The sequence below is a fragment of the Brevundimonas sp. genome, assembly GCF_016742135.1.
Lineage (GTDB): Bacteria > Pseudomonadota > Alphaproteobacteria > Caulobacterales > Caulobacteraceae > Brevundimonas.
On the sequence record NZ_JACVCG010000003.1, the window covers coordinates 17,652 to 43,791 of the forward strand.

At 66.8% G+C, this 26,140-nt stretch carries 20 protein-coding genes; 5 read left to right on the forward strand and 15 right to left on the reverse strand.

Annotation, left to right across the window (positions count from 1 at the left end):
• Nucleotides 1-51: 51 nt before the first annotated feature.
• The 7 genes from IBJ06_RS06925 to IBJ06_RS06955 are packed head-to-tail and all read right to left on the reverse strand — an operon-like array spanning nucleotide 52 to nucleotide 7,440.
• On the reverse strand, nucleotides 52-1,458 hold the full coding sequence (locus IBJ06_RS06925; protein WP_292158616.1) for a protein adenylyltransferase SelO: 1,407 nt from the start codon (nucleotides 1,456-1,458) through the stop codon (nucleotides 52-54).
• A 47-nt stretch (nucleotides 1,459-1,505) separates the two neighbouring features.
• On the reverse strand, nucleotides 1,506-1,928 hold the full coding sequence (locus IBJ06_RS06930) for a Na+/H+ antiporter subunit G (protein WP_292158618.1): 423 nt from the start codon (nucleotides 1,926-1,928) through the stop codon (nucleotides 1,506-1,508).
• Nucleotides 1,925-2,206 (reverse strand): K+/H+ antiporter subunit F, encoded by a 282-nt coding sequence (locus IBJ06_RS06935; protein ID WP_292158620.1) that lies wholly within the window; start codon nucleotides 2,204-2,206, stop codon nucleotides 1,925-1,927. The genes IBJ06_RS06930 and IBJ06_RS06935 overlap by 4 nt, the downstream gene beginning before the upstream one ends.
• The gene (locus IBJ06_RS06940) at nucleotides 2,203-2,694 is read right to left on the reverse strand and encodes a Na+/H+ antiporter subunit E (protein WP_292158623.1); all 492 of its coding nucleotides are present in this window, start codon (nucleotides 2,692-2,694) and stop codon (nucleotides 2,203-2,205) included. Before IBJ06_RS06940 ends, IBJ06_RS06935 begins: the two co-directional genes overlap by 4 nt.
• Nucleotides 2,691-4,232, reverse strand: coding sequence for a monovalent cation/H+ antiporter subunit D (locus IBJ06_RS06945; protein WP_292158624.1), 1,542 nt, complete (start codon nucleotides 4,230-4,232; stop codon nucleotides 2,691-2,693). The genes IBJ06_RS06940 and IBJ06_RS06945 overlap by 4 nt, the downstream gene beginning before the upstream one ends.
• Nucleotides 4,229-4,570: a Na+/H+ antiporter subunit C gene (locus IBJ06_RS06950; protein WP_365812373.1), complete on the reverse strand. Its 342-nt coding sequence runs from the start codon at nucleotides 4,568-4,570 to the stop codon at nucleotides 4,229-4,231. Before IBJ06_RS06950 ends, IBJ06_RS06945 begins: the two co-directional genes overlap by 4 nt.
• Nucleotides 4,571-4,572: 2 nt before the next feature.
• Nucleotides 4,573-7,440 carry a monovalent cation/H+ antiporter subunit A gene (locus IBJ06_RS06955; protein WP_292158629.1) on the reverse strand — a complete coding sequence of 956 codons (2,868 nt, stop codon included), beginning with the start codon at nucleotides 7,438-7,440 and terminating at the stop codon, nucleotides 4,573-4,575.
• Between the two features lie 421 nt (nucleotides 7,441-7,861).
• Between IBJ06_RS06955 and IBJ06_RS06960 the strand changes: the two genes are divergently transcribed.
• Nucleotides 7,862-10,447 (forward strand): TonB-dependent receptor, encoded by a 2,586-nt coding sequence (locus tag IBJ06_RS06960; protein WP_292158631.1) that lies wholly within the window; start codon nucleotides 7,862-7,864, stop codon nucleotides 10,445-10,447.
• 112 nt (nucleotides 10,448-10,559) lie between these two features.
• Here IBJ06_RS06960 and IBJ06_RS06965 read toward each other — a convergent pair whose 3' ends face one another.
• The 6 genes from IBJ06_RS06965 to IBJ06_RS06990 all read right to left on the reverse strand — a co-directional run bounded on the left by IBJ06_RS06965 (nucleotide 10,560) and on the right by IBJ06_RS06990 (nucleotide 17,763).
• Entirely contained in the window at nucleotides 10,560-10,904 is a 345-nt protein-coding gene (locus tag IBJ06_RS06965; protein ID WP_292159375.1) for a hypothetical protein, read from the reverse strand.
• Between the two features lie 29 nt (nucleotides 10,905-10,933).
• Entirely contained in the window at nucleotides 10,934-12,226 is a 1,293-nt protein-coding gene (gene hmgA, locus IBJ06_RS06970; protein ID WP_292158633.1) for a homogentisate 1,2-dioxygenase, read from the reverse strand.
• A gap of 73 nt (nucleotides 12,227-12,299) precedes the next feature.
• Nucleotides 12,300-13,421, reverse strand: a complete 1,122-nt coding sequence (locus IBJ06_RS06975) for an acyl-CoA dehydrogenase family protein (RefSeq protein ID WP_292158635.1) — start codon at nucleotides 13,419-13,421, stop codon at nucleotides 12,300-12,302.
• 3 nt (nucleotides 13,422-13,424) lie between these two features.
• Nucleotides 13,425-14,609, reverse strand: a complete 1,185-nt coding sequence (locus tag IBJ06_RS06980) for an acyl-CoA dehydrogenase family protein (protein WP_292158636.1) — start codon at nucleotides 14,607-14,609, stop codon at nucleotides 13,425-13,427.
• A 148-nt stretch (nucleotides 14,610-14,757) separates the two neighbouring features.
• Nucleotides 14,758-15,561, reverse strand: coding sequence for a SapC family protein (locus IBJ06_RS06985; RefSeq protein WP_292158638.1), 804 nt, complete (start codon nucleotides 15,559-15,561; stop codon nucleotides 14,758-14,760).
• Between the two features lie 87 nt (nucleotides 15,562-15,648).
• Nucleotides 15,649-17,763 (reverse strand): TonB-dependent receptor, encoded by a 2,115-nt coding sequence (locus tag IBJ06_RS06990; protein WP_292158641.1) that lies wholly within the window; start codon nucleotides 17,761-17,763, stop codon nucleotides 15,649-15,651.
• Nucleotides 17,764-17,872: 109 nt separating this feature from the next.
• On the opposite strand from IBJ06_RS06990, the gene IBJ06_RS06995 reads away from it, so the two are divergent.
• The 4 genes from IBJ06_RS06995 to IBJ06_RS07010 all read left to right on the forward strand — a co-directional run bounded on the left by IBJ06_RS06995 (nucleotide 17,873) and on the right by IBJ06_RS07010 (nucleotide 21,797).
• The gene (locus tag IBJ06_RS06995) at nucleotides 17,873-18,364 is read left to right on the forward strand and encodes a Fur family transcriptional regulator (protein WP_292158643.1); all 492 of its coding nucleotides are present in this window, start codon (nucleotides 17,873-17,875) and stop codon (nucleotides 18,362-18,364) included.
• Nucleotides 18,343-19,260, forward strand: coding sequence for an alpha/beta hydrolase (locus tag IBJ06_RS07000; protein ID WP_292158645.1), 918 nt, complete (start codon nucleotides 18,343-18,345; stop codon nucleotides 19,258-19,260). Before IBJ06_RS06995 ends, IBJ06_RS07000 begins: the two co-directional genes overlap by 22 nt.
• Before the next feature lie 47 nt (nucleotides 19,261-19,307).
• Entirely contained in the window at nucleotides 19,308-20,810 is a 1,503-nt protein-coding gene (locus IBJ06_RS07005) for a CoA-acylating methylmalonate-semialdehyde dehydrogenase (RefSeq protein ID WP_292158647.1), read from the forward strand.
• A gap of 105 nt (nucleotides 20,811-20,915) precedes the next feature.
• Nucleotides 20,916-21,797: a hypothetical protein gene (locus IBJ06_RS07010; RefSeq protein ID WP_292158649.1), complete on the forward strand. Its 882-nt coding sequence runs from the start codon at nucleotides 20,916-20,918 to the stop codon at nucleotides 21,795-21,797.
• On the opposite strand, the gene IBJ06_RS07015 is transcribed toward IBJ06_RS07010, so the two are convergent.
• Both IBJ06_RS07015 and secA read right to left on the reverse strand, forming a co-directional pair.
• Nucleotides 21,794-22,984, reverse strand: a complete 1,191-nt coding sequence (locus tag IBJ06_RS07015) for an aminotransferase class V-fold PLP-dependent enzyme (protein WP_292158650.1) — start codon at nucleotides 22,982-22,984, stop codon at nucleotides 21,794-21,796. The genes IBJ06_RS07010 and IBJ06_RS07015 overlap by 4 nt on opposite strands.
• A gap of 134 nt (nucleotides 22,985-23,118) precedes the next feature.
• The gene (secA, locus tag IBJ06_RS07020) at nucleotides 23,119-25,968 is read right to left on the reverse strand and encodes a preprotein translocase subunit SecA (protein ID WP_292158651.1); all 2,850 of its coding nucleotides are present in this window, start codon (nucleotides 25,966-25,968) and stop codon (nucleotides 23,119-23,121) included.
• Nucleotides 25,969-26,140 lie beyond the last annotated feature (172 nt).

Here is a 26,140-nt window from a genome sequence, read left to right on the forward strand (position 1 = left end):
AGCGTGGCCGTATCCCTACGGATGTGTAATCCCGACAGCCTTTCGGCCCGGTTAACCCTGGCGCGCGGCCCGCGCGTCCGCCAGCCGCGCCAGTTTGGTGTGGAAGGGGCCCCAGTCGTCGTCGCGGTCGATGGCATCCCAGAGTGCCTCGACCTCGTCGATGAGCATCTCTTCGGGATCCGGCGCGGCAAAAACCGGATGCTCCAGCCGCTCGGGGCGGTCCGGCTCATGCTCGAATAGGGCAAAGCGGAAGGCGTCGAACGCCTCGCCCTGATAGAGCCGCGATCTCGGCCCCCGGAGCGCCCGCTCGGACGAGGAGAAGCCGCAGAACCAGTCGTGGAACAAGGGCTCCCATCTGAGCGCCTCACCCCCCTTGCGCAGCAGGGCGAGCGTCGTATCGACCAGCCGCTGGTCCGCGGCCTCGCCCAGCGACTTCACCCCCAGCCGCTTCAGAAAGGCGGCGCGCAGCCCGGCGATATAGCGAGGTCCGAACCCGTTCAGGGCCTCGGTGAGGAGGCCGACATCGGCGATCGGCTTCAGGGCCCCGCCCAGCTGGGTAAGCGCCCAGAAAACCGCCTCGGGCTGGCGGGCAAAGGCATAGAGGCCGAACCGGTCGAAATAAGCAGCGGTAAAGCCCGGCTCATAGTGGGGCAGGAACCGCCAGGGGCCATAGTCAAAGCTCTCGCCCGTGATGTTCAGATTGTCGGTGTTCAGAACCCCGTGAACGAAACCTGCCGCCACCCAGCGGGCGGTCAGGCGGGCCGAGGCCGCGACAATCGCCGCCATCAGGCCGGGGACGTCCCCCTCCGCGACCGAGGGGTGATAGTGGGCGCGCGCATGCTCGACCAGCGTCGCCGTCAGGTCGGGGCGTTCCAGATAGGCCGTCCGCTGGAAGGTGCCGAACCGGATGTGGCTGTGCGACAGCCGCACCAGCACCGCCGCGCGTGTCGGCGAGGGCTCATCGCCCCGCTCCAGCGCCTCGCCCGTCTCGATCAGCGACAGGGCGCGGCTGGTCGGCACGCCCTGCGTCTCCAGCATCTCGGCGGCCAGCACCTCGCGCACCCCGCCCTTCAGCGTCAGCCGCCCGTCGGCGCCCCGCGACCAGGGGGTAGTCCCTGAACCCTTTGTGCCAAGATCAAGCAGCCGTCCCTGATCGTCGCGCAACTGCGCCGCCAGAAACCCGCGCCCGTCGCCGAGATCGGGGTTGTAGGTCCGGAACTGATGGCCGTGATAGCGCATGGCCACCGGCCCCGGCTGACCCGGCAAGGGCTCGAACCGGCCGAAATGGGCGATCCATTCCGCGTCCGTCAGCGTGTCCAGTGCGACCGTCGCCGCGGCCCGGTCGTTGCGAAAACGCAATCGGGTCTCGGGGAATTCCGCTGCGCGGACGGCATCGCCGTAATCCTCCCCCAGGTCAAAGAAGCGCGGCTCGGGGCGATAGGCGGAAGAGATCGGCATCGGCGACAGATGAGGCCTCTGCTCTTCCCCCGCAATGGGCGAGAGGTTCAGACCCGCCGCGCCGGCGCGTCCTCGGCGGGTTCCGCTTCGGCACCATGGAAGGTCGCCCAGTCCTCGCCGCTTGTCGGAGGAGGCAGGCTTTCGGGAATGCCGTCCGCCGGATTGGGATCGATGTGATGCCCCTGGCGGTGCAGATGCGCCTTGGCGATCATATTGGCCGAGATGGGCGCCGTCAGCAGCAGGAAGATGGTGATCAGCAGTTCATGCGCCGAGAAGGCGTAACCCGAGGCCGGGAAATAGATCATCGAGGCTATGAGACAGCTGCCCACCCCCAGGGTGGTCGCCTTGGTCGGCCCATGCAGCCGGGTCATCAGCGACGGCAGGCGCGCCAGGGCCCATGAGCCGACGAGGATGAAGATCCCGCCCAGGACCAGCAGGGCTGCAATGAGGATTTCCGCAAGCGGGCTCATTCGACGATGTCTCCCCGCAGCAGGAATTTGCAGTAGGCGACCGTTCCGACGAAGGCCACCATGGCCAGCAGCAGGGCGGCCTCGAAATAGGTCTGGGTGGCCTCGGCCACGCCGAACACCACGATCAGGGCGATGACATTGATGGTCAGGGTGTCGACCGACAGGATGCGGTCCCCCGACGTCGGCCCCCGGACGAGCCGGTAAAGGCTGAGCAGCAGCGCCAGGCTGATACAGGCCAGGGCGAACCCCAGGGCCCAGGACAGGATGGAACCGGTCATCGGAACACCTTCAGCAGACGGGCTTCATAGCGTTGCTTGATGCGGGCGACCTCGGCCGCCGGATCGGCAACGTCCAGCGCGTGGACCAGCAGACACCGGCCGTCGGCGGACACATCGCTGCTGACCGTCCCGGGTGTCAGGCTGATGGTCCCCGCCAGCACGGTGATCGCCTCGGCAGAGCGCAGTTCGACCGGCACCACCAGCCAGTGCGAGCGCAGGTCGCGGTTGCGGCGCGTCAGGATGATCCAGGCGATCTCGAAATTGGCCACCACGATGTCGAACAGCACCACCGCGAGATAGGCCGCCGCATCGTAACCGAAGCGGACCTTCGGCCGGTCCGGCCAGAACCGGCTGGTGACCAGCGGCACCAGCACGCCAAACACCAGCGCGAGGAACAGGGCCCCGAAGGTGAACTCATTCACCAGCAGCATCCAGACGACCACCAGCAGGGCGCTCAGGGCCGGGTGGGGGAACAGGCGGTGGATCATCGGCGACCTCCCGCCATCTCGCCAAGGACGGCGTCAATATACTGCTGCGGATCGAACAGCTGGGTCGCGGTCGCGCCGGTATAGGCCGTCACCGGCCCGCCCATCACCGTCAGCGCCGCCAGCAGGGCCAGCAGGCCGGCCGCCGCCCCCACGCCCCCCCAGCGCCCCCTGAGGACGCGCACCGGGATCATCCCCTCGACCGAGGCGCTCTTCCAGAAGATGCGGCTGCCCGCGCGGGCAAAGGCCAGCACCCCGATCAGGGTGGTGATCAGGATGACGGCCCATATCCAGGGCGCCTCGGGCACCGCCCGCACGCCGTCGAGGATCAGCAGCTTGCCGATGAAGCCCGACAGCGGCGGAAGGCCGGTGACGCCGATGGCCGCGAGGAAGAACAGACCGGACAGCACCCCGGACTGGCAGAACCGCGGGGCAAGCGTCAGGGCGTCGCCCTGCTCGCCGCGCCGCCGGGCGATCATGTCGGCCACCAGGAACAGGGCCGCAGCCGCAAGGGTCGAGTGCAGTACATAGTAGAGGGCCGGGCCCATGGCTTCGACACGGAACACCGAGACGGCGCTCAGCAGCACCCCCATGGAACCGATCACCGCCCAGGCCGCCATCTCTCTCACGCTGCGGGCAGCGAACAGGCCGACGAAGCCGATGACGGTCGTGACGAGGGCCGCCGGCAGGATCCAGGGGCCGGCAAGGAAGGCCAGGGCACCCGCGTCCTCGCCGAAGATCAGCGTGCTGGTGCGGATAATGGCATAGGCCCCGACCTTGGTCATGACGGCGAACAAGGCCGCGACCACGGGGCTCGTCGCGGCATAGGCGCCCGGCAGCCAGAAATGAAGCGGAACCAGCGCCGCCTTCAGCGCAAACACCACGGTCAGCACCAGGGCCCCGGCCGCGATCAGCCCCTGGTCGCCGGGCGAGGCCGCCGCGACCCGGACCGCCATATCGGCCATGTTGAGCGTGCCCGTGACTCCGTAAAGCAGGCCCACCCCGACGAGGAACAGCGTCGAGCCGACCAGATTGATGACGACATACTGCACGCCCGCCTTCAGCCGGGCCGCGCCCTGACCGTGCAGCAACAGGCCATAGGACGCGATCAGGAACACCTCGAAGAAGACGAACAGGTTGAACAGGTCGCCGGTCAGAAAGGCCCCGTTCAGGCCCAGCAGCACGAACTGGAACAGGGGGTGGAAATGCCAGCCCTTGCGATCAATGCCGGTGACCACGGCATAGATCATAACCGCCAGCGCCAGCACCGCCGTCAGCAGAAGCATCATGGCCGACAGCCGGTCCAGCACCAGCACGATGCCGAACGGCGCGCGCCAGTTGCCCAGGGCATAGCTTTCGATCGTTCCGCCCGAGGCGTGCACGGTCAGGGCCCCGGCCACGGCAACCAGCGCCGCGCATGACCCGATCGAGACCAGGCGCGAGAGCGACAGCCGATGCCTGAGCGCCAGCAGGGTGATCGCGCCCAGCAAGGTCGGCAGGATGACGGCGGCAACGACCAGATAGGCGATGACGGGGGTCATGACCGGGCTTCCCCGTCTTCGCGACCGTCAACCTGGTCCGTTCCGGTCTCAAGGAAGGTCCTGAGCGCCAGCACCACCACAAAGGCGGTCATGCCGAAGGCGATGACGATCGCCGTCAGCACCAGGGCCTGCGGAAGGGGGTCGGTATAAGCTTCCGCCGCCTTGTCGTAGATGGGCGGCCGGTTGATCACCAGCCGGCCCATGGCGAACAGGAACAGATTGATCGCGTAGGACAGGAAGGCCAGTCCCAGCACCACCGGGAAGGTCCGCCCGCGCAGCACCAGATAGACGCCGGCGGCGGTCAGGACGGCGATGGCCGATGCCACGAGCAGTTCCATGGTCATCGGTCGGCCTCCTTGGCGGCGGGGGTCGGTTCATTGCGCGCGGGATCGACATCCATCGCCGTCTCGGTGTCGGGGGTCGGCTCCTTCTCGGCCTTCTGGGCGACCTGGGACAGCTGGGCGAGCGCCAGCATGACCGCTCCGATGACGGTCAGGGCGACCCCGATGTCGAACAGGATGGCGGTCGCCAATTCGAACTCGCCGATCACCGGCAGGGTGAAGTAGTCGAAGGCGCTGGTCAGGAAGGGCGCCCCGAACGCCAGGGCGCCAAGGCCCGTCAGCCCCGCGACCAGGACGCCGGCCCCGATCATGGAATGGTGGTCGGCCCGCAGCCGCTGGTCTGCGAAGGTAAAGCCCGAGGCCATGTATTGCATCAGGATGGCGATCGCGACGACCAGACCGGCGATGAAGCCGCCGCCCGGCTGGTTGTGGCCGCGCAGGAAGATGTAGAGGGCGACCATCACCGCCAGCGGCAGGGCCACACGGGTCGCCACCACCAGCATCATCGGGTGGTGTTCGGGCGAGCGCACCGCATCGGGCTTCCACAGCGCCAGCCGCCGTCCGCTGGGTCCGGTCCCGACCGTCTCCAGCAGGGCGAAGATGCCCAGAGCCGCCACGCCCAGCACGATGATCTCGCCGAAGGTGTCGAAGGCGCGGAAGTCCACGAGGATGACGTTGACGACATTGGTCCCGCCGCCGCCGGAATAGGAATTCTCCCAGAAATAGGTCGAGATACTGTCGAGGGGCCGGGTCATGATCGCCCATGCGGCCCCGCCCACGCCCAGGCCGGCGGCCCCCGCCACGGACCCGTCGCGGACCCTGCGCCAGGGTCGGCTTTCGACCGGCGTCTCCTTGGGCAACAGGTTCAGCGCCAGCAGCATCAGCAGAATGGTCACCACCTCGACCGAGATCTGGGTGAGGGCCAGATCGGGCGCCGACAGATGAACAAAGGCCATGGAGATGATCAGCCCCACGATGCCGATGTAGATCAGCGAAACGTACCGCGCCCGGTGGGTCAGGACGACCATGGCCGTCGCCGCGATCAGGGCCACCCAGCCGACCACGGCCGCCGGCGACGCGGGCACGCCGGGCTGGTCGCCTGCGACATAACCGGGTGTGAGGAATCCGGCATATCCCACGACGACGGCGGTGCCGATCAGCGCCACCAGGCCCCGCTGGAGCGACCCGTTCTGCAGCAGGTCGGTGCCCTTCTGCGCCAGCTTGGCGGCCCCGACGACGCCGGCGTCGAACAGGGATTTGGCCTCTGGAAGACGCGCGGCCCGCCACAGGCGCTCCAGCCGCCCATGCGCCATCAACAGCAGGACACCGACAAGGATAGCCGCCGCGCTCATGAACAGGGCGGGTGTCACTCCGTGCCACAGGGCCAGGTGCACATGGGGTGCCGCGCCATTGGTCACCGCGCCGGCCACCCGGTCCACCAGCGGCCCGGCGACGAGCGCGGGGGCCAGGCCAATGGCGACCACCAGCGCCACCAGCACCGCCGGCGGCCCCCACAGGCCGATGCCCGGATCATGCGGCGTCTTCGGATAGGCGTCGCGCCGCTTTCCGAAATAGACGTGCACGATGTAGCGCAGCGAATAGGCCACCGAGAGCGTCGCCCCCAGCGTCGCCAGCACGGGGAACACCCAGGCCTGGTTGAGCCAGACCGTGTCGGCGGCCTCGTACAGCATCATTTCCTTCGAGATGAAGCCGTTCAGCGGCGGGATGCCCGCCATCGACAGCCCGGCGACCAGCGCCAGGGTTCCGGCGATGGGCATCAGGCCGAACAGTCCGCCCAGCCGCTTGATGTCCCGGGTTCCGGCCTCATGGTCGACAATGCCGGCGTTCATGAACAGGGCCGCCTTGAAGATCGCATGATTGAGGATGTGGAACACGCCCACCAGCGCCGCCATCGGAGTGCCGATGCCGAACAGCATGGTCAGAAAGCCCAGATGGCTGATCGTCGAATAGGCCAGCAGCCCCTTCAGATCATCCTTGAACAGGGCGACGCAGGCGGCGAACACCATGGTCACCAGACCGGTGGTGGCCACGATCAGGAACCAGGCATCCGTGCCGGCCAGAACCGGCCACAGCCGCGCCAGCATGAAGACCCCGGCCTTCACCATGGTGGCCGAATGCAGATAGGCACTGACCGGCGTCGGGGCCGCCATGGCGTGCGGCAGCCAGAAATGGAACGGGAACTGGGCGGATTTGGTGAAACACCCCCCCAGGATCAGCAACAGGGCCGGCAGATAGAGTGGCGAGGCCTGGATCACCTCGCCCTGCTGCAGGATCACCGTCAGGTCATACGACCCCGCGATATTGCCGAGGATCAACAGGCCGCCGATCAGGGCCAGCCCCCCACCGCCCGTGACGAACAATGCCATCCGCGCCCCCTGACGGGCCTCGGGCGAATAGCGCCAGAAGCCGATCAGCAGGAAGGAGGACAGGCTGGTCAGCTCCCAGAAGATCAGCAGCAGCAGCACATTGTCCGACAGGACGATGCCCAGCATCGCGCCCTGGAACAGCAGCAGATAGGTGAAGAACCGCCCCATGGGATCGGCCGCCGCCAGATAGAAGCGCGCATAGATGATGATCAGCAGGCCGATCCCCAGAATCAGGCCCGCGAACATCAGTCCCAGGGGATCGAGAAACAGGCTGGCGTTGAGGCCGAGGGCGGGAATCCAGGGCACGCTCGCCGTGGCGACTTCCCCCCTCATGATCCCGGGCACCATGCTGCCCAGGATGATCAGGGCCGAGACTGTGACCGCCCCCGCGGCGAGGGCGCACGCGTTCCGGCCGAACCGGATCGCCAGGGCGGGAGCAAGGGCCCCCAGCAGGGGAAGAAGGGCAAGCAGAAACAGCAAGGATCGGCCTCGGAAGCGGGGTCAGGCGGGGCGCGGGCCGTTCTTGTAGAGGCTGCCCGTCCGAATTTCTCCCCCGCTGCAAAAAAATGTCGCACCCGTGCCGCATCCGGGGCAAGGACGGGGCGGTCCCCGACCCGTATCGGAGCGGTCGCGCGCAGGATTTTACCCGTCGACCGCCCGGTTACTGTCGACGATTGAACGAATATTGACGTAACGTCATCGGTTTCTGTCGCTTTTGCGTCACAGTTCAGTCCACCACAGGGCGGAATCCAGGCCCCGGAAGGGCCCGATGCTTGTGGCTGGGCCACGCTTGGATTACCCCAAGGGCTGGAGGATCCTCGCCCCGCCAGAAGGGCAGATCCAGGGATAAGGAAACGGCTCGACGGCCATTCAGCTGTCGAGCATCAAGCCGGGAGCCATCATGCGCCTCACTACCCTTCTTCGTACCACAGCGTCCGCCGCCGTCGTCGGTGCCGTGACTTTCGGCTTTGCCGGAATTGCCTCGGCCCAGGAGACCACGGTCGACGACATCATCGTCACCGCCCAGAAGCGCGAGCAGAACCTGCAGGACGTGCCGATCGTGGTCACGACCCTGTCGCAGGAAACCCTGCAGGACGCGGGCGTCCGCGACATCAAGGATCTGCAGATCCTGACCCCCGGCATGACGGTCACCTCGACCCAGTCCGAGGCCTCGACCACCGCCCGCATCCGCGGCGTCGGCACCGTGGGCGACAACCCCGGCCTTGAAAGCTCGGTCGGCGTCGTGATCGACGGTGTCTACCGCTCGCGCAACTCGGTCGGCTTCGGCGACCTGGGCGAACTGCAGCGCATCGAGGTGCTGAAGGGCCCGCAGGGCACCCTGTTCGGCAAGAACACCTCGGCGGGCGTCATCAACATCATCACCGAGCAGCCGTCCTTCACCCCGGGCTATAATGCCGAGGTCACCATCGGCAACTACGGTGCCCGCGCGCTGAACGGCTCGGTCACCGGCCCGCTCAGCGACACCCTGGCCATGCGCCTGTACGCCGGCATCCGTGAGCGCGACGGCTTCTATGACGTGGACACGGGCGATGGCCCGCGACGTCAGACCGACGACGCCAACCAGGACTTCTGGACCGTCCGTGGCCAGCTGCTGTGGCTGCCCAGCGACACGGCCTCCTTCCGTCTGATCGCCGACTACTCCAAGCGGGACGAGTACTGCTGCGTCGGCGTCCAGACCCGCGTGGGGCCGACCTATCCCTTTATTGACGGCCTTTCGACCGGCACGGGTCAGACCCCGCCGTCGGCCGGCTTCGGTGCCGTGCCGTTCTCGCGCCTCGCCTATGCCAACCGCGGCACCGGCCAGCGCATCGAGGATCGCGGCGTCTCGCTGGAAGCCAACTTCGACATGCCGTCGCTGAACGCCACCCTGACGTCGCTGACTTCGTGGCGGAAGTGGGACGGCGATATCGGCATGGACGTCGACTACACCGGCGCGGACATCGCCTATCGTCTGGACAACGGCGAATACGGCTACGGTGTCGAGAACCTGACCCAGGAGCTGCGCCTGGCCGGCTCGACCGACCGTCTGGACTGGCTGGTCGGTGTGTTCGTCACCAAGGAAGACATCCGCCGGAACGACAGCTGGAACTATGGGGCGGACTACACGCCCTTCCTGTCCTTCCTGCTCAGCGCCGCCATCAACGGCTCCAACCCCCTGGTTCCCGTCAGCCCGAATATCATCCGGTGCTTCACGGCTCCGGGACAGACCACGGTCGGTTTCCAGACCTGCCTCGGGACCGGCGGTGCCGTCGGCGGCACGGGCGGCATCGGCTTCACCGTCGGGGCCGGGTACTACGACACCTATGAACAGGAATCGACCTCCGTCGCCCTGTTCACCAACAACACCTTCCGGGTGACGGACCAGTTCGATATCACCCTGGGTCTGCGCTACACGATGGACGAAAAGACCCTCGAGGGTCAGCAGACCAACGTCAACGGCAATGGCGCGGCCTGCGCCGCGGCCCTCGGCAACGCCGGCGCCATCGCCCCGGTTCTGGGAGCCAACACGCCGACCTTCCTGGCGCGTATGTGCCTGCCATGGTCGAACGTCGCCTTCAACAACCGCGCCCTCTCGGAATCCTTCGACGACTCCGAACTGAGCGGAACCATCAAGGCGTCCTACCGGCTGAACCCCTCGCTCATGGCCTATGCGTCCTACGCGCGCGGCTACAAGAGCTTCGGGTACAACCTGGACCGCGTGCAGTCGGGCATCACCCCCACCGCCAGCCTGCTGTTCCCGTCCGAGGTGGTCGACAGCTATGAGGCGGGGGTCAAGATGACCCTGCTGAATCGCACCCTGCTGCTGAACGCTACCTACTTCGACCAGACCTTCTCGGACTTCCAGCTCAACACCTTCCTGGGCACCGCCTTCGTGGTGGAATCCATCCCTGAGCTGACCTCGCGCGGCGTCGATGCCGACTTCCTGTGGTTCACTCCGATCGAGGGCCTCAGCCTGTCGGGCGGCGTGACCTACACCGAGACCAAGTACGGCAACTTCACCGCGGCTGACCTGGCCAATCCGGCCAACTTCCCGCAGCTGTCCTTGCTGCCGGGAGCCACGGCCTCGTTTGCTCCGGAATGGTCCGCCTCGGGCTCGCTCAACTATGATCGCGATCTCGGCAATGGCCTGCGCGGCGGCTTTGCCCTGTCGGCCAAATATATGAGCGAGTACAACACCGGCTCGGATCTGCTGCCCTGGAAGCAGCAGGACGCCTACACCCTGGTGAACGGCCGCATCTCGATCGGCTCGGAAGACGAGCGCTGGACCCTCGACCTCTGGGCCCAGAACCTGACCGACGAGGAATATGTCCAGGTCGCCTACAACGCGCCGCTGCAAGGCAATGCCTTCCAGACGACCGTTCAGCCCAACGGGACCTTCTACAACCCCGCCCTGGACACCCAGACCTATGATGCCTTCCTCGGCCAGCCGCGCACCTACGGCATGACCCTGCGCATCCGCTATTGATCTGACGGGGCCTCCACGGAGGCCCCCGACGGTCCCTAGCGGACTCTCCAATAAGGAACCGGCCGGAGATCGCTCTCCGGCCGGTTTTCTTATGCCCCACGGTGAGCCGCGGTCAGTCGACGCAGATCGCCGCCGTCGCCCGCCCGTTCTCGACCCGGGTATAGCAGCCAAAGCGATTGGAATCGGCGGTGCACTGTCCGTCGACGGCGCGCCCGTCCTCGACGATGACGCTGCCGGGCACCCGGCAGTCGCCCTGGCACTGGGTCGCGTCGGTGCAGGTCTTTCCGGCATCGGAATACTGCAGCACGCACTGCAGGCTTTGCATCCGGCCGACCCGCTGCATCTTGCCGCCTTGGGCCGTGCACTCTGCCTCGGCCCGCTGTTCCGGCGTGGGCCCGCCCCCGAAGCAGGACGACAGCCCCATTCCCAGGACCAGCGCACCGGTCATCAGCATCACACGGATCAAGGCGGTTTCTCCCTCGGCTCTCAGACCCGGCCCTTGTCGAAACCGGACCAGCAGTCGTCATAGTCCAGCTGCATCAGGGGGGTGGATTCCGCCCATTTCGTGACGCGGATCGGCGCGCGGGTCTCGAACATGAAGGCGAGGGTCCCTTCGATCCTGTGCGGCCTGAGGTCCGCCGCGATCGCCGCCTCATAGGTGGCCTGGTCCGGGCCGTGGCCGCTCATCCGGTTGTGCAGGGACGCTCCGCCGGGCGCGAAACCGTCGGCCTTGGCATCATAGGCCCCGGTCACCAGGCCCATGAACTCGCTCATGACGTTCCGGTGGAACCACGGCGGGCGGAAGGTGTCCTCGGCCACCATCCAGCGCGGCGGGAAGATGACGAAATCACAGTTGGCCACACCCGCCGTGTCCGACGGGCTGGTCAGTACCGTAAAGATTGACGGGTCCGGGTGGTCATAGCTGACCGTATTGATGGTGTTGAAGCGGGCGGTGTCATAGCGACAGGGGGCGTAGTTACCGTGCCAGGCCACCACATCCAGCGGGCTGTGGTCAAAGGTCGTGGTCCACAGCTCTCCCCCATATTTCTGGATGCATTCGGTCGGGCGATCGACGTCCTCGAAGGCGGCTACCGGCGTCTCGAAGTCGCGCGGATTGGCCAGGCCATTGGCCCCGATCGGCCCCAGATCCGGAATGCGGAAGGCCGCGCCATAGTTTTCGCAGACATAGCCGCGCGACGGACCAGACAGCTCGACCCGGAAGCGGACGCCGCGCGGGATCAGAACCACATGGCCGGGCTCGGCCTCTACGATGCCGAACTCGGTCACGAAGCGGTGCGCGCCCTGCTGGGGCACAATCAGCAGCTCGCCGTCAGCGGAATAGAAGACCCGATCCGTCATCGACCGGTTGGCGGCATACAGGTGAATGCCGATCCCGGCATCGGCATCCGGATCGCCATTACCGGCATAGGTCACCAGACCCTCGACCCAGTCGGTCGGCGCCTCGGGCACCGGCAGGGGGTTCCAGCGCATGCGGTTCGGATTGGGCGGCACCTCATCGAACGGACCGGAGCGGATCAGGCCCCGGTCGATCCTCTGATAGGCGGGATGCTGGGCCGAGGGGCGCAGGCGATACAGCCAGCTGCGGCGGTTCTCGGTGCGCGGGGCGGTAAAGGCCGTGCCCGACAGCTGCTCGGCATAGAGGCCCAGCGGCGTCTGCTGCGGCGAATTGCGGCCCACCGGCAGGGCGCCCGGCACCGCTTCGGTCGAGAAATGGTTGCCAAAGCCGGGCATATAGGCGGGCGCGTTGGATCGCGTCATGGTGCGTGTCTCCCTGTAGGGGAGATTTAGCCCCGCCGGCACGGCCCCGCCACCCCGTGCGACATTCCGCGGTTCAGAACCCCTGCGCCCGCGCCACTGCGTCCTGGTGGAAGCCGGGATCGCCCAGCAGTTCGTTGAGCACCCGCACCCGCTTCATGAACAGGCCGACATCATACTCATCGGTCATGCCGACGCCGCCGTGCATCTGCACCGCTTCCTGAACGGCCAGTTCGGCGACCCGCCCGGCCTTGGCCTTGGCGACGGCAACCGCCAGCGGTGCGGCGGCATCGCCGGCGTCGAGCTTTTGCAGGGCACCCAGGGTCGCGGCCCGGGCGATTTCGAGCTCGCTGAACAGATGGGCGGCGCGGTGCTGCAGGGCCTGGAACTCGCCGATGGCGCGGCCGAACTGTTTGCGGGTCTTCAGATAGTCCATGGTGATCTGGAACGCCTGATCGCCGGCACCCGTCAGGCTGGCGGCCGCGCAAGCCCGCCCCAGATTGAGCGCGCCCTCCAACAGGGCCTCACCCCCATCGACTGTGCCGATCACCGCATCGGCATCGACCTGAACATCGCTCAGGGTGATGCGCGCGGCATTGTGGGCGTCGACCATGATGGTCCGTTCGACCTCCATCCCCGCCGTCTTCGGATCGACGAGGAACAGGGTCAGCCCGCCCTCGGTCAGGGCCGCGACGATCACGGCGTCGGCGACATGGCCGTCCAGCACCATGGCCTTGGCACCGTTCAGGCGGAACCCGTTGCCCGACCGCTCGGCAGTGGTCGTGATCCGACCGGGCGCATGCTTGGCCCCCTCATCGACCGCCAGCGACACGATCGCCTCGCCGGCCGCGATCTTCGGCAGCCAGGCGGCCTGCTGCGCGTCAGATCCTCCATCGATCAACACCCGCGCCGACAGCACAGCCGACCCCATGAAGGGCGAGGGGGTCAGCGTCCGACCCAGGCTCTCGGCCACCACCCCGGCCTCCACAGCGCCTAGACCCGCGCCGCCGTGCGCCTCCGGGATGATCACCCCGGCGAGGCCCATCTCGCCGAACGCCCGCCACAGCTCGCGCGAGACGCCGTCGACATCGCGGCTGTCGCGGAGCTTGCGCAGGTGCGCCAGCGGCGCGTTTTCGCCAAGGAAACCGTCCGTGGCCTCCTTCAGCATGGTTTGTTCTTCGGTCAGGATCAGCGGCATGGCTCAGGCTCCCGGCAGCTGAAGCAGGTGTTTGGCGATGATGTTCAGCTGGATTTCGCTGGTGCCGCCCTCGATGGAATTGGCCTTGGTGCGCAGCCAGTCGCGGGCAGCAGCACCCTCGTGTGACCGCTCGCCTTCCCATTCCAGGGCATCGATGCCACCCGCCGCCATCAGCAGCTCATGGCGGCGCTTGTTCAGCTCCGAGCCATAGTATTTCAGCATGGAGGCGATGGCCGGGTGGGCCTGGCCGGCCTTCATATGATCGCCGCTCCGCTCCAGCGCGAGGCGGAAGGCGGCCGCATCCACTTCCAGCTCGGCGATGCGGGCCCGCAGCATGGGATCGTCCAGCCGTCCCTCGTCGTCGGTGCCGATCGAGCCGGTCGCCACCTGGCCCAGCGGGCGCCCTCCCCCGATCTCGCCCATGGCGCCGATCATGGTCCGTTCGTGGGCCAGCAGATATTTGGCCACGTCCCAGCCACGGTTCAGCGTGCCGACCAGATTCTCTTTTTCCACCCGCACGTCGTCGAAGAAGGTCTCGCAGAAGGGTGACTTGCCGGAAATCAGCGTGATCGGCCGGGTTGAGACTCCGGGCGTCTCCATGTCGAACAGCACGAAGGAAATGCCCAGATGCTTGGGCGCGTCCGGATCGGTGCGCACCAGACAGAAGATCCAGTCGGCCTTGTCGGCGTAGGAAGTCCAGACCTTCTGGCCATTGACGATCCAGTGGTCGCCGCGGTCCTCGGCCCGGGTCTGCAGCCCCGCCAGATCCGATCCGGCCCCCGGCTCGGAATAGCCCTGGCACCAGCGGATCTCGCCACGCACGATCTCCGGCAGGAAGCGCTTTTTCTGCTCCTCGGTACCGAATTTCAGCAGCGCCGGCCCAAGCATCCAGATGCCGAAGCTCAGCAGGGCCGGCTGAGCCTCGATGCGGCGCAGTTCCGAGGCCAGCACCTTGGCCTCCTCGCGGGTCAGCCCCCCGCCACCGTACTCGCTCGGCCATTCGGGTGCGGTCCAGCCCTTCGCCCCCATGGCCTCCAGCCACGCCTTGTGGGCCGGGGTGGCAAACTCCGCCTTGCGCCCGCCCCAGATGGCGGCGTCCTCGCCGGCCGCCGGTCCCCGGACCTCGGGCGGACAGTGGGTCTCAAGCCAGGCCCTCACTTCGGCCCGAAAGGTATCCAGATCGCGCATGGGCTCCCCGTTTCGCTTCGTTTTGCCAAAGCCTAGCAGGCTTGGCGGGCTGACGCTGCGTCACCCCCGCCGGGATTTTCGTCGCAGACAGACGAACGCCCGCCCCGCAGCCTGCGGGACGGGCGTCAATCCGGTCAATCCTGTCGGATCAGGCGTTGGCGGCCGCCGGCTGCTGCGCCGCGCGCTGGAAGGTCAGGGCGATCAGACGATCCCAGCCCAGCAGCGAGGTCAGATGGCTGTAGATCTGGCCCAGCGCCCCATTGTCGCGCAGCTCGACCAGCTTGTCGGCCGGAAGGGCCTTCAGCTTGTCTTCCGAGACGGCATAGTATTCGGCGATCTTCTGCGGCTCGCCCGGCTCGCCCTGCGGTCCGCGCGGGGTGAAGACGGCCTCGCGCACATCCAGAAGATCGAGGTCCTGGAGCAGCTTGACGAACGATTCGGTGCGCAGGCGCTCCTGTTCGAAATTATTGCAGAACTCCATGGCCTGCTGGGTGAACTCGCTGGGCTGGCCATCCTTGAACAGCGGCTGCTGGCCCCCTTCCGCGAGGAAGGGCGCAGCGCGGTCCACGCACAGGATCAGGCGCTGTTGCGCCTCGTCATTGGCGAACACGAACGGATAGCGCCGCACATAGGCCGGAATATAGGCATCGGAGCGGAACATCCCGTCATCAATGTAAAGATTCTCGCCCTGGCGCAGGCCCAGCACCGCGACGGGCTGGCGGTTGTCGCCGACGAAGATCACCGGGAAGGACAGGGCCGCCGGAGCGAATTCCGTCACCGTCAGCGGCACGATGTTCGACTGGGCGACGAAGGCATAGGGCTTGTCTGACGGGTTGATGCCCAGATTGCCATGGTTCTCGACCGACAGGGGTTCGGGCTTGCCGTAGAACAGAACGGTGCCGGCGAGTTGGCCGGACATGTCGCCGGTTTGCATGGAGGTCGTGTCGGTCATGAAGGCTCGGGACTGAAAGTGAAAGAAGGTCGCGCCTTCTAGCCCATGCCGGGGCGGGCGGCAAACCGGCCCGCCCCGAACGGGAATTCAGAACCGCCAGGCCATACCCGCGCGCAGATTGCGGCCTGGAAGCGGCGTCAGATCCTTGAGGAACGACGTGTGCTCGCGCACCTCGGCATCACCCAGATTGCGGCCCTCGACATAGAGGGTCAGGCCCGACGCGCGGTCCGGAGTCCACCCCAGATAGAGGTCCGCCGTCGTATAGGCATCCGTCGGCAGTTCGAAATCCGCGACCCGGTTCTGGTCTCCGACCCGACGCACGGTCAGGCGGGTGGTCCAGGGGCCGAGGTCAAGTTGCGCCCTGCCGCTCAGCGACCACGGCGGAATGCGCGCGGGCGGCCCCAGGTCGGTGTCCCCCCGCACATAATCATACCCCAGACCCAGCGTCAGCCCGTCCTGGCCGGACTGCCAGGCCTGATAGTCCAGCCGGGCCTCGAGGCCATGGAACTCCGCATCCGTCTGCACATAGGCGAACACCGGCAGGTCATCCTCCTCGGCGCCGGTCGGACGCAGGTCGATGAAGCCGTCGTAGCCCGCCCGGAACAGGTGCAGGTCGGCGGTCCACGGCCCCTGCTCCCAGTGAAGGGTCGCCTCGATCGAGGTCACCGTCTCGGAGTCCAGATCGGCATCACCGACCTCAAAGGCGCGGGTGGCGATGTGCGGCCCTTCGGCGAACAGCTCGGCCTCGGTCGGGGCACGCCCGTTGCGGGACAGCGACAGGCCGAGGAACAGGGCTTCGACCGGTTTGAAATACACGCCTGCCGACGCCGAGATGTTCGAGAAATCCCGCTGACCACCCAAAGGGCTGTCCAGATCGCGCGTATCGAACCGCAATCCGCCTTCCAGGCCCCAGTTGTCCATGTCATAGCGGTGCAGCGTATAGACACCCAGTTCGGTGATCTCGACCGGCGGCACATAGGCTTCGTCGCCCACCGCATCGAAATCGCGGGTCAGGCCCTGCAGCCCATAGGCGGAGTTCCAGCCTCCCCGGCGCGGCATGACGATCTCGAGCCGCCCTTCCAGACCCTCGGAGGTGAAGACCGTTCCGACCTCATCCCCCTCGAACTCGGTGTGGGTGTAATCCGCATAGCCGAGCGAAAGGCGGATGCGATCGATCGGGGCATTGGCGAAGCGCCACTCACCCCGCAGGTCATAGCGGGTCTGCTTCAGACCGATGGTGACGGCCTCTTCATCCTCGTGGTCGTGGTCGTGATCATCGTCGTCGTGATCATCGTCGTCGTGGTCATCGTCGTCGTGGTCATGGTGATGGGCGTGGCCGGGGACACCATAGTCACTCTCGGTGCGTTTCACCGACACACCGAGATAGCCCTGCTGGCCCACATAGGTCAGCCCGGTGCCGTAGGCCCGCACGCGTGAGGAACTGTTCTCGACCGTCGAACGGCCGGTGTCTTCGTATGCCTCTCCCTCGTCCTCGACCTGGCGGCGGGATTCGGCGGGCACGGGAATGTCATAGTCGCTGCTGCGGCGATCCAGGCCGTCCAGCGTCAGCACCCAGGGGCCCTGGCCAATGGTCAGGCCCGCCCCGATCGAGCGGCCATTGTCGACACTGGACGCCTGGGCCGTGACCCGTCCGTCAAAGCCGTCATAAGGGGCCTCTTCCGGGATTCGGTCGTCGATCACATTGACCACCCCGCCGATGGCCGAGCCCCCATAGGCCAGGGTCTGGGGCCCGCGCAGCACCTCGATCCGCACGGCTTCGCCCGGATCGGCTGCCACCTGGTGATCCGGCGACAGCGAACTGGCGTCAATCAGTCCCATGCCATTGGTCAGCACCTGCACGCGCGGCCCGGCCAGGCCCCGGATCACCGGACGGCTGGCACCCGGCGAAAAAGCCGTGGAGCGCACACCGGGCAGGCCGCTCAGCACATCGCCCAGCGTCCCCGACGGTGCGGTCGACAGGGCTTCCTGGTCCAGGACATCGACAGCGATCAGACTGGCCTCGGCGCTGATGCCAAAGGGCGCCCCGGTGACGATGATGTCATCCAGCCGGGTCGTCCGCTCCACGGGGTCGGGATCCTGCCTCGTCGACTGCGCCAGGACCGGCGTCGCCACCGGCAGGATCAGGGCGCTCAGCAGGGCCGCGCGGGCGGCACTGGAAAGGCGGGACGAGCGATCGGACATGGAAACCTCTGGGGGCAGGAAATAGCACTCGTCGTGTGTTATGAGATAACATCACATAACGTCAAGCGCAGTTGCGGCAACCCGTCCGCATCGCTAGCTGTTGAGCACCATGGGACACGCCTGCGACCACGATCATGACACCCCCGCACCGGACAGCGGCTCGGTACGCCGGCGCATATCCGAGGCCGAGGCGCGCTGTCAGGCCGACGGCGAGCGGCTGACCGCCCCGCGCCGCCGCGTGCTGGAGTTGCTGGTCGAAGCCGGTGAGCCGATGAAGGCCTATGATCTGATCGCCCGCTTTGGCGAAGACGGTCAGGCCGCAAAGCCACCGACCGTCTATCGCGCACTTGAGTTCCTTGAGCGCCGGGGCCTCGCTCACCGCATCGCCTCGATCAGCGCCTACGTCGCCTGTGCGGAGCCCGAATCTGACGGGGATCCCCTGCACGCCGCCGCCTTTCTGATCTGCGACTGCTGCGGTGCGACCCAGGAGGTGACCGGCGAGCAGGCGATCAGCCTCACGCGCGCCGCCACCGCCGCCGGCTATGTCATCAGCCACACGACCATAGAGGCCCACGGCCGTTGCCCGGCCTGCCCGGCGTGACATCCGCCGAACGCCGACTGTCCGTGCCGCTGGCCACAGGCGGTGCCCTGTCCGTGCTCGAACTGGGCCGGGTGGAGGGGCCGGTCGACCTGATCTTCCTGCACGCCAATGGCTTCAATGCCACGACCTATCGCCCCCTGCTGGCGCCGCTGGCCGAGGGTCGGCGCATCTGGGCGGTCGATCAGCGCGGCCATGGCCTGACCGACCTGCCCGCCGAGCCTTCAGGCCGCCGGGGATGGCACGACCTGCGCGATGATCTGCTGGCCCTGCTGGATCAGACAGAAGGCCGGCCCGTGCTGGCCGGGCATTCCATGGGCGGCACCGTCAGCCTGCTGGCGGCCGCCAGACGGCCGGAGCGTGTGCGGGGGCTCGTCCTGCTGGACCCCGTCATCTGGCTGCCGCTGACCACCCTGGCCTTCAACCTGCCGGGCATGTCGCGGATGGCAGGGCGCATCCCGCTGGTCCGCAATGCACGAAAGCGCCGCGCCGACTTTCCCGATCTCGAGGCCGCGCGAAAAGCGTATCGCGGACGCGGCGCCTTTGCCGGCTGGCCCGACGCGGTGCTCGATGCCTTTCTGGAAACCGGTCTGAAGCCCTCCGACGGAGGACTGACCCTTGCCTGTCCTCCCGCGTGGGAGGCCTCCGGCTATGCCGCCCAGGCGCACAACCCGTGGGGAGCCATGGCCCGGTATCGGGGCCCCGTCCGGATTCTCAGGGCCGCGACCGGCTCCACCTGCCACGTGCCCGACCGGCCCCCCGGACTTGCCCATGTGCGCAGCCGACGCGTTCCGGGTGCCACCCATTTCCTGCCCATGCTGAGTCCCGACGCCGTTCGCGAGACGCTGGTTGAACAGCTTGATGCGGACGGGGTGGCCTCGACCGGTTCCGCGCGGTAAACCGCCCGCAACCACAAGAACACCCGCCTTCCAGGAGCGAGACGCCCATGCGCGACATCCATCACTTCATCAACGGCCAGAGCGTCACCGGCACCTCGGCCCGGTTCGGCGATGTCTTCAATCCGAACACCGGTGAAGTGCAGGCCCGCGTCCAGCTGGCGACTGAGGCCGAGATGGATCGCGCCGTCCAGGCCGCCCAGACGGCTTTCGAGGACTGGTCCGGCGTCAATCCCCAGCGCCGCGCGCGGGTCATGTTCGAGTTCAAGCGGCTGGTCGAGGCCCGCATGGACGAACTGGCCGAGCTTCTGTCCAGCGAGCACGGCAAGGTGATCGCCGATTCAAAAGGTGACATCCAGCGCGGTCTGGAAGTGATCGAATTCGCCTGCGGCATCCCCCATGCGGTCAAGGGGGAATACACCTGGGGCGCCGGTCCCGGCATCGACGTCTATTCCATGCGCCAGCCGCTGGGCGTTGTCGCGGGCATCACCCCGTTCAACTTCCCGGCCATGATCCCGATGTGGATGTTCGGCGTGGCCATCGCCGTCGGCAACACCTTCATCCTCAAGCCCAGTGAGCGCGATCCGTCCGTGCCCGTCCGCCTGGCCGAGCTGATGATGGAGGCGGGTGCCCCTGCCGGTGTGCTGAACGTCGTGCATGGCGACAAGACCGCCGTCGACGCCATCCTGACCCATCCGCAGATTCACGCCGTCAGCTTTGTCGGCTCCTCCGACATCGCCAACTATGTCTATGAAACCGGCGCGCGGCACGGCAAGCGGGTCCAGGCCATGGGCGGCGCCAAGAACCACGGCATCGTCCTGCCCGACGCCGATATGGACCAGGTGGTCAAGGACCTGTCGGGTGCCGCCTTCGGCTCGGCCGGCGAACGCTGCATGGCCCTGCCGGTCGTGGTGCCGGTCGGCGAGAAGACCGCCGATATTCTGCGCGAACGCATGGTCGCCGAGATCGAAAGCCTGCGCGTCGGCATCTCGACCGACGCCGGCGCCCACTATGGCCCGGTCGTCACCGGCGCCCACAAGGCCCGCGTCGAGGGCTGGATCGACCAGGGCGTCAGGGACGGGGCCGAACTGGTCGTCGACGGCCGCGGCTTTACGCTACAGGGCCACGAGAACGGCTATTTCGTCGGCCCGTCGCTGTTCGACCACGTCACCCCGGACATGGCCTCCTACAAGGAAGAGATCTTCGGCCCGGTGCTGCAGATCGTGCGCGCGGCGTCGTTCGAGGAGGCTCTGGCCCTGCCGTCGAAGCACCAGTACGGCAATGGCGTCGCCATCTTCACCCAGAACGGTCGCGCGGCCCGCGACTTCGCGGCCCGCGTAAACGTCGGCATGGTCGGCATCAATGTGCCGATCCCGGTGCCGGTCGCCTATCACACCTTTGGCGGCTGGAAGCGCTCGGCCTTCGGCGACACCAACCAGCACGGCATGGAAGGCGTGAAGTTCTGGACCAAGGTCAAGACCGTCACCGCCCGCTGGCCCGACAGCGACCTGGAGCATGCCGACAGCTCCTTCGTCATCCCGACGATGGGTTAGGATCGGGGCGCAGGGCGGCTGACGGGTGAAACCGCTTGACCGTCTTAGAAATGCCGACAGAACGGTGCTAGGGTTAAGGCCCAGTCACTGAGGAGTGCCCCGGGGATGCGTCGGTTCTTCGTCTGGTCGGCTCTGGCCGCGCTCGTGGGTCTGTTGATCGCCGGTGGCGGTTACTGGGCCTACTGGACCTATTACGCCCGGTTCCAGCCGGTCACCGTCTCGCGGGACCAGGAAGCCATCCAGACCCTGCTGGACGAGGCGGGCTGGATCTCGGCCGGAGGGGGCGGCTCGCCCGTCTATATCGTCGGCTATCGCGACAGCGCCGCCATGCAGCGTTACGAGCGGGAAGAAGTGCCCAAGCTGAAGGCCGCCGGGGCCGAGGTGCGCATCATCCTGTTCGCCCGTCCCGACCGCGAGGGCATGCAGCAGTCGACCGCCGCCGAGCGCGCCACGGTTGCGGAGCTGTGGCTGACGCGCGACTGGCCGCTCTACGAGCGCTGGACCGCCACCCCGACCGCCAGCTGGACGGCCGCCGGCATCCCCGCCGCGGACGACAATCTGGCCCGCAGCGCCGTGGTCGCCGCCGGACAGAAGTTCGTCACCGACCTGACCGGCTATCTGAGGAATTCCGGCCTGCAGCCGGGCTATCCGCTGATCCTGTGGCGGGACCAGCAGGGTTATCTCAAGGCCTGTGCCTGCACCGATCCACGTTCCTGGGTCTTCATCCGTGACGATCTGGGCGCGCCGGACCGCATCGCCGCCGATGAGCCGGTCGAGCTGGGGCTTGATCCCGAGGCGCAATCCGACGGTGCCCTGGCGCCGCTCGACTATCCCGATCTGCCGCCGATCCCGGACAGCGACACGCCGACCGGCGATACCGGCCCGGACACGCCGACGTCGTCCGAAACCCGCCCGACCCCCCGTCAGCCCTCGACCCCGCCCCCGGCACCCAAGGCCCAGCGTCAGGACGACACCACCTTCTACTAGGCCGCCAGAACCCGGGCACAGCCGGCGATCAGCTGCTCCACATCGTCTTCGTCCTGATAGAGGCCAAAGCCGAACCGGATAATGTCGTCGCGCACATCGGTGACGATGTCGGCCTCCAGCAGGCGCGCGCGCCACGCCTGGGCCTCGGGATGGCGGATCGCCAGGAACCGGGCCCGGGTCGGCAGGTCATTGCCCGCTTGCTCCACGATCGGATTGACGATCTCCGCCGTTGCCAGCAGACCGCATCGGCCCTCCTGCACGGCGCTCTGGAACTGGGCCAGCCGGGCGAGTGCATGCCGGGTGATAACCGGCGTGGTCAGCCCCTCGGCCGCCAGCATCCGCCGCACGGCATTGAACCGGTAGAGCGGTGTCGGATCAAAGGTCGCGCCCCAGAACCGCCCGGCATCGCCGCGATAGCGCACGCCCTCGGGCGGTCCCATCAGATTGCCGAACTCGGCGAACCAGCCGGTGATCCCGGGCCGTTCGCAATAGCCGTGCGGCGCGTGCAGGATGCCCGCGCCCTCGCCCGCCATGGCGTATTTATAGCCGCCGGTCACATAGAACAGTCGGTCCGCCACCCGAGAAAGATCGGTCGGGGTCGCCATGAAGCCGTGATAGCCGTCGACGATACCCCACGGGCCTTCGGGGCGGCACAGGCCCGCCAGCGCCTCCAGTTCGCCAAACACCTGACCGGTCCGGAAGAAAACCTGGCTGATGACGAACAGATCAAAGTCGCCCGTGCGGGCCGCCTCCAGATAGCGTTCGCCCAGCGTCCCGGCCGGATCGGGCGACACCCGGGTCACCACCGCCTGGCCGGATTCCTCCCAACGCTCGGCCTGGCGCCGGAAGGCATGGAATTCGCCGCCGGTGGTGAGAATTCGGACGGGCCGCCCCTGCATGCCCGACACAATGCGGATCAGAAAGTCGTGGGTGTTCTGGGCAAAGACCACCGTCTCCGGATCGGGCAGGAACAGTTCGCCCGCCACATGGCCCTGGGCCTCGGGCACGACCTCGCCGAACACCCGGTCCCACTTTTTGTCGGCCAGCCGCACGCCGTCGCTCCAGGCCTCGACCTGACCTTCGAAGCTGGCATCCGGCCACAGATGATGGCTGTGCGCTGCGAAATGCAGCCGCCCTGGCGCCGCCGCCAGCGCCCGCGTGAACAGATCCTTGCGCGCCGTCGTCATGCGTCAATCTCCTGAGCCGTCATCCTCGGGCTTGACCCGAGGATCGGTGTCGCCCTCGACGCCATCCGTCTGCCCGGCCTCGCGCTCAAGCAGCGAGCGACCGCGTCGCGAGCGTTAGCGCGGCGCAATGCGCCCTAGATCAAACTTCCATGGCAGTGCTTGAACTTGCGACCCGAACCGCAGGGGCACAGCGAGTTTCGACCCGTGCGCTGCCAGCCTTCCGGCAGCATCTCGACCGGCAGGCGCGACCGGTCATCCCCGTCCAGACGGCCTTCCGGCAGCTGGGCATTGGGGTTGGCCATCTCGTTCTCGCCCGTGCCGGGATTGAGGTGGATTTCCTCGAACTCGGGCATCTGCGGCGGCGGCTCGAAGCGGAACTCGACCGTCATCAGCCAGCGGGTCACATTGTGACGCAGGTCGTACAGCAGGCTTTCGAACAGGGCGAAGGCCTCGGTCTTGTATTCGTTCAGCGGATCGCGCTGGCCATAGCCGCGCAGACCGATGACGCCGCGCAGATGGTCCAGATGCACCAGATGCTCGCGCCACTGCATGTCGATCATCTGCATCAGGAACTGCTTTTCCAGCCCCCGCATGCGGTCGTCGCCGATCAGCTTGAGCCGCTCCTCGGCCCGGGCGTCGGCGGCGGCCAGCAGCCGCTCCTCGAACTCCTCGTTCGACACGCCCTCCTCGGCGGCCCACTCCCGGAGCGGCAGCTCCAGACCCAGGGTTGAGCGGACCTTTTCGTCCAGCCCGTCGATGTCCCACTGCTCGGCATAGGCCTTGGGCGGCATATAGCGTTCGACCAGATCGGTGATCACATCGTGCCGGAATTCCCCGACCAGTTCCGACATGTCAGTCGCGTCCATGAACTCCTGACGCTGTTCGAACACGGCCTTGCGCTGGTCATTGACGACGTCGTCGTACTTCAGAAGGTTCTTGCGGATGTCATAGTTGCGCTGCTCGACCTTCTTCTGGGCCTGCTCGATCGCCTTGTTCAGCCAGGGATGGGTGATGGCTTCGCCCTCGGCCACGCCAAAGGTCTTCATGATCGAATCCAGCCGGTCACCGGCGAAGATGCGCAGCAGGTCGTCCTCGCAGGACAGGTAGAATTTCGACGTGCCGGGGTCGCCCTGACGGCCGGTCCGGCCGCGCAGCTGGTTATCGATCCGGCGGCTTTCGTGGCGCTCCGTACCCAGAACGAACAGGCCACCGGCCTCCAGAGCGATCTTCTTCTTCTCGGCGATCTCGGCCTTGAAGGCTTCCTCCTGGGCGGCCTCGGCCTCGGGGGTGACCTCGATGCCCATGTTGCGCTGATCCTGACGCCAGCGCTGCAGGCGCATCTCCAGATTGCCGCCCAGCTGGATGTCGGTCCCGCGGCCGGCCATGTTGGTGGCGATGGTCACCGCGCCCGGCAGGCCCGCCTCGGCGACGATGAAGGCCTCCTGCTCATGCTGGCGGGCGTTCAGGACGCTGTGAGGGATGCCCTTCAGCTTCGTTTCATAGCGGATGTCATAGGCCGCGTCGCCGGCCTTCTGGGCCTCCTTCTCGCGGCCCTTGAACTCGGGCTTGAGGGTACGATCCACCTCGACCTTGTACTCATAGGTCTGCAGCAGCTTCGACAGGGTCTCCGACTTCTCGATCGATACCGTACCGACCAGAATGGGCTGGCCCGCCAGATGGCGCTCGGCGATCAGTTTGGCGATTGCCTCATTCTTTTCGCGCGCGGTGCGATAGACCTCATCGTCATAGTCGATGCGCTGGATCGGCCGGTTGGTCGGAATCTCCATGACGTCCATCTTGTAGATGTCGAGGAATTCCTGGGCCTCGGTCGCGGCCGTGCCGGTCATGCCGGACAGCTTGGAATACAGGCGGAAGTAGTTCTGGATGGTGACCGAGGCCAGGGTCTGGTTCTCGGGCTGGATCTTGACGCCCTCCTTGGCCTCCAGCGCCTGGTGCAGACCTTCGGACAGACGGCGTCCCTGCATCATCCGACCGGTGAATTCGTCGATCAGCATCACCTCGTCGGACCGGATGATGTAGTCCTTGTCGCGCTGATACAGCGTATTCGCCCGCAGCGCCTGGTTCATATGGTGCACCAGGGTGATGTTGGCGGCGTCATACAGGCCAGTCGTGTCTTCGGCGAACAGGCCGCGCTCTTCCAGAATGGCCTCAATGGCCTCCGAACCTTCTTCGGTCAGCAGAACCTGACGCTGCTTCTCGTCGACCTCGAAATAGGAGGGCTCCTTGACCAGTTCCTTGATGATGCCGTCCAGCGTCACATAGAGGTCCGAACGGTCCTCGGTCGGGCCCGAGATGATCAGCGGCGTGCGCGCCTCGTCGATCAGGATGGAGTCAACCTCGTCGACGATGACGAAATGGTGGCCGCGCTGGACCATCTCGCGCCGGTCGTAGACCAGGTTGTCGCGCAGATAGTCGAAGCCGAACTCATTGTTGGTGCCGTAGGTGATGTCGGCGGCATAGGCCGCCTGGCGCTGGCCGCTGGACAGGCCATTGACGATCACGCCCACGTCCATGCCGAGGAAGCGATAGACCCGGCCCATCCACTCGGCGTCGCGCCGGGCCAGATAGTCGTTGACGGTGATGACGTGCACACCCTTGCCCGCCAGTGCGTTCAGATAGACCGGGGCCACGGCCACCAGCGTCTTGCCCTCGCCGGTCCGCATCTCGGCGATCCCGCCCTCGTGGAGGATCATGCCGCCGGCCAGCTGGACATCATACTGGCGCTGGCCCAGCACCCGCTTGGACGCTTCCCGCACCACGGCGAAGGCTTCGTTGAGCAGCTTGTCCAGCGTCTCGCCCCTGGCCAGCCGGTCCCGGAAGGCATCGGTCATCATGCGAAGCTCGCCGTCGGACAGGGCGGCGTACTTGTCCTCCATGGCGTTGATCTTCTGGACCTGGGCCATGAAGCCCTTGACCTTGCGATCGTTCGAGGAACCGAGGAATTTCTTGGCAAAGCCGAGCATGGAGGATCCGGTAGGTACGATGAGCGAACAGGCTCAATCAGTGGGGCCCTGTCGGGGACGAGGCGAACAGCGATACACGCCGTCGCGGCGAGAGGGTCACGCCCGTCCCGCACCGGCGGAGAAAACCCCGAAACCCGGCCACGCGAACGGTGGAAACCCCTCGACTTGGGCG

Coding starts and splice junctions, on each gene's coding strand:
- hmgA (WP_292158633.1), bottom strand. CDS start 12,226: ATGACGCGATCCAACGCGCCCGCCTATATGCCCGGCTTTGGCAACCAT.
- IBJ06_RS06950 (WP_365812373.1), bottom strand. CDS start 4,570: ATGGAACTGCTCGTGGCATCGGCCATCGCCGTCCTGACCGCCGCCGGC.
- IBJ06_RS07005 (WP_292158647.1), top strand. CDS start 19,308: ATGCGCGACATCCATCACTTCATCAACGGCCAGAGCGTCACCGGCACC.
- IBJ06_RS06935 (WP_292158620.1), bottom strand. CDS start 2,206: ATGACCGGTTCCATCCTGTCCTGGGCCCTGGGGTTCGCCCTGGCCTGT.
- IBJ06_RS06960 (WP_292158631.1), top strand. CDS start 7,862: ATGCGCCTCACTACCCTTCTTCGTACCACAGCGTCCGCCGCCGTCGTC.
- IBJ06_RS06990 (WP_292158641.1), bottom strand. CDS start 17,763: ATGTCCGATCGCTCGTCCCGCCTTTCCAGTGCCGCCCGCGCGGCCCTG.
- IBJ06_RS06930 (WP_292158618.1), bottom strand. CDS start 1,928: ATGAGCCCGCTTGCGGAAATCCTCATTGCAGCCCTGCTGGTCCTGGGC.
- IBJ06_RS07015 (WP_292158650.1), bottom strand. CDS start 22,984: ATGACGACGGCGCGCAAGGATCTGTTCACGCGGGCGCTGGCGGCGGCG.
- IBJ06_RS07010 (WP_292158649.1), top strand. CDS start 20,916: ATGCGTCGGTTCTTCGTCTGGTCGGCTCTGGCCGCGCTCGTGGGTCTG.
- IBJ06_RS06985 (WP_292158638.1), bottom strand. CDS start 15,561: ATGACCGACACGACCTCCATGCAAACCGGCGACATGTCCGGCCAACTC.
- IBJ06_RS06975 (WP_292158635.1), bottom strand. CDS start 13,421: ATGCCGCTGATCCTGACCGAAGAACAAACCATGCTGAAGGAGGCCACG.
- IBJ06_RS06995 (WP_292158643.1), top strand. CDS start 17,873: ATGGGACACGCCTGCGACCACGATCATGACACCCCCGCACCGGACAGC.
- secA (WP_292158651.1), bottom strand. CDS start 25,968: ATGCTCGGCTTTGCCAAGAAATTCCTCGGTTCCTCGAACGATCGCAAG.
- IBJ06_RS06980 (WP_292158636.1), bottom strand. CDS start 14,609: ATGCGCGATCTGGATACCTTTCGGGCCGAAGTGAGGGCCTGGCTTGAG.
- IBJ06_RS06940 (WP_292158623.1), bottom strand. CDS start 2,694: ATGATCCACCGCCTGTTCCCCCACCCGGCCCTGAGCGCCCTGCTGGTG.
- IBJ06_RS06945 (WP_292158624.1), bottom strand. CDS start 4,232: ATGACCCCCGTCATCGCCTATCTGGTCGTTGCCGCCGTCATCCTGCCG.
- IBJ06_RS06925 (WP_292158616.1), bottom strand. CDS start 1,458: ATGCCGATCTCTTCCGCCTATCGCCCCGAGCCGCGCTTCTTTGACCTG.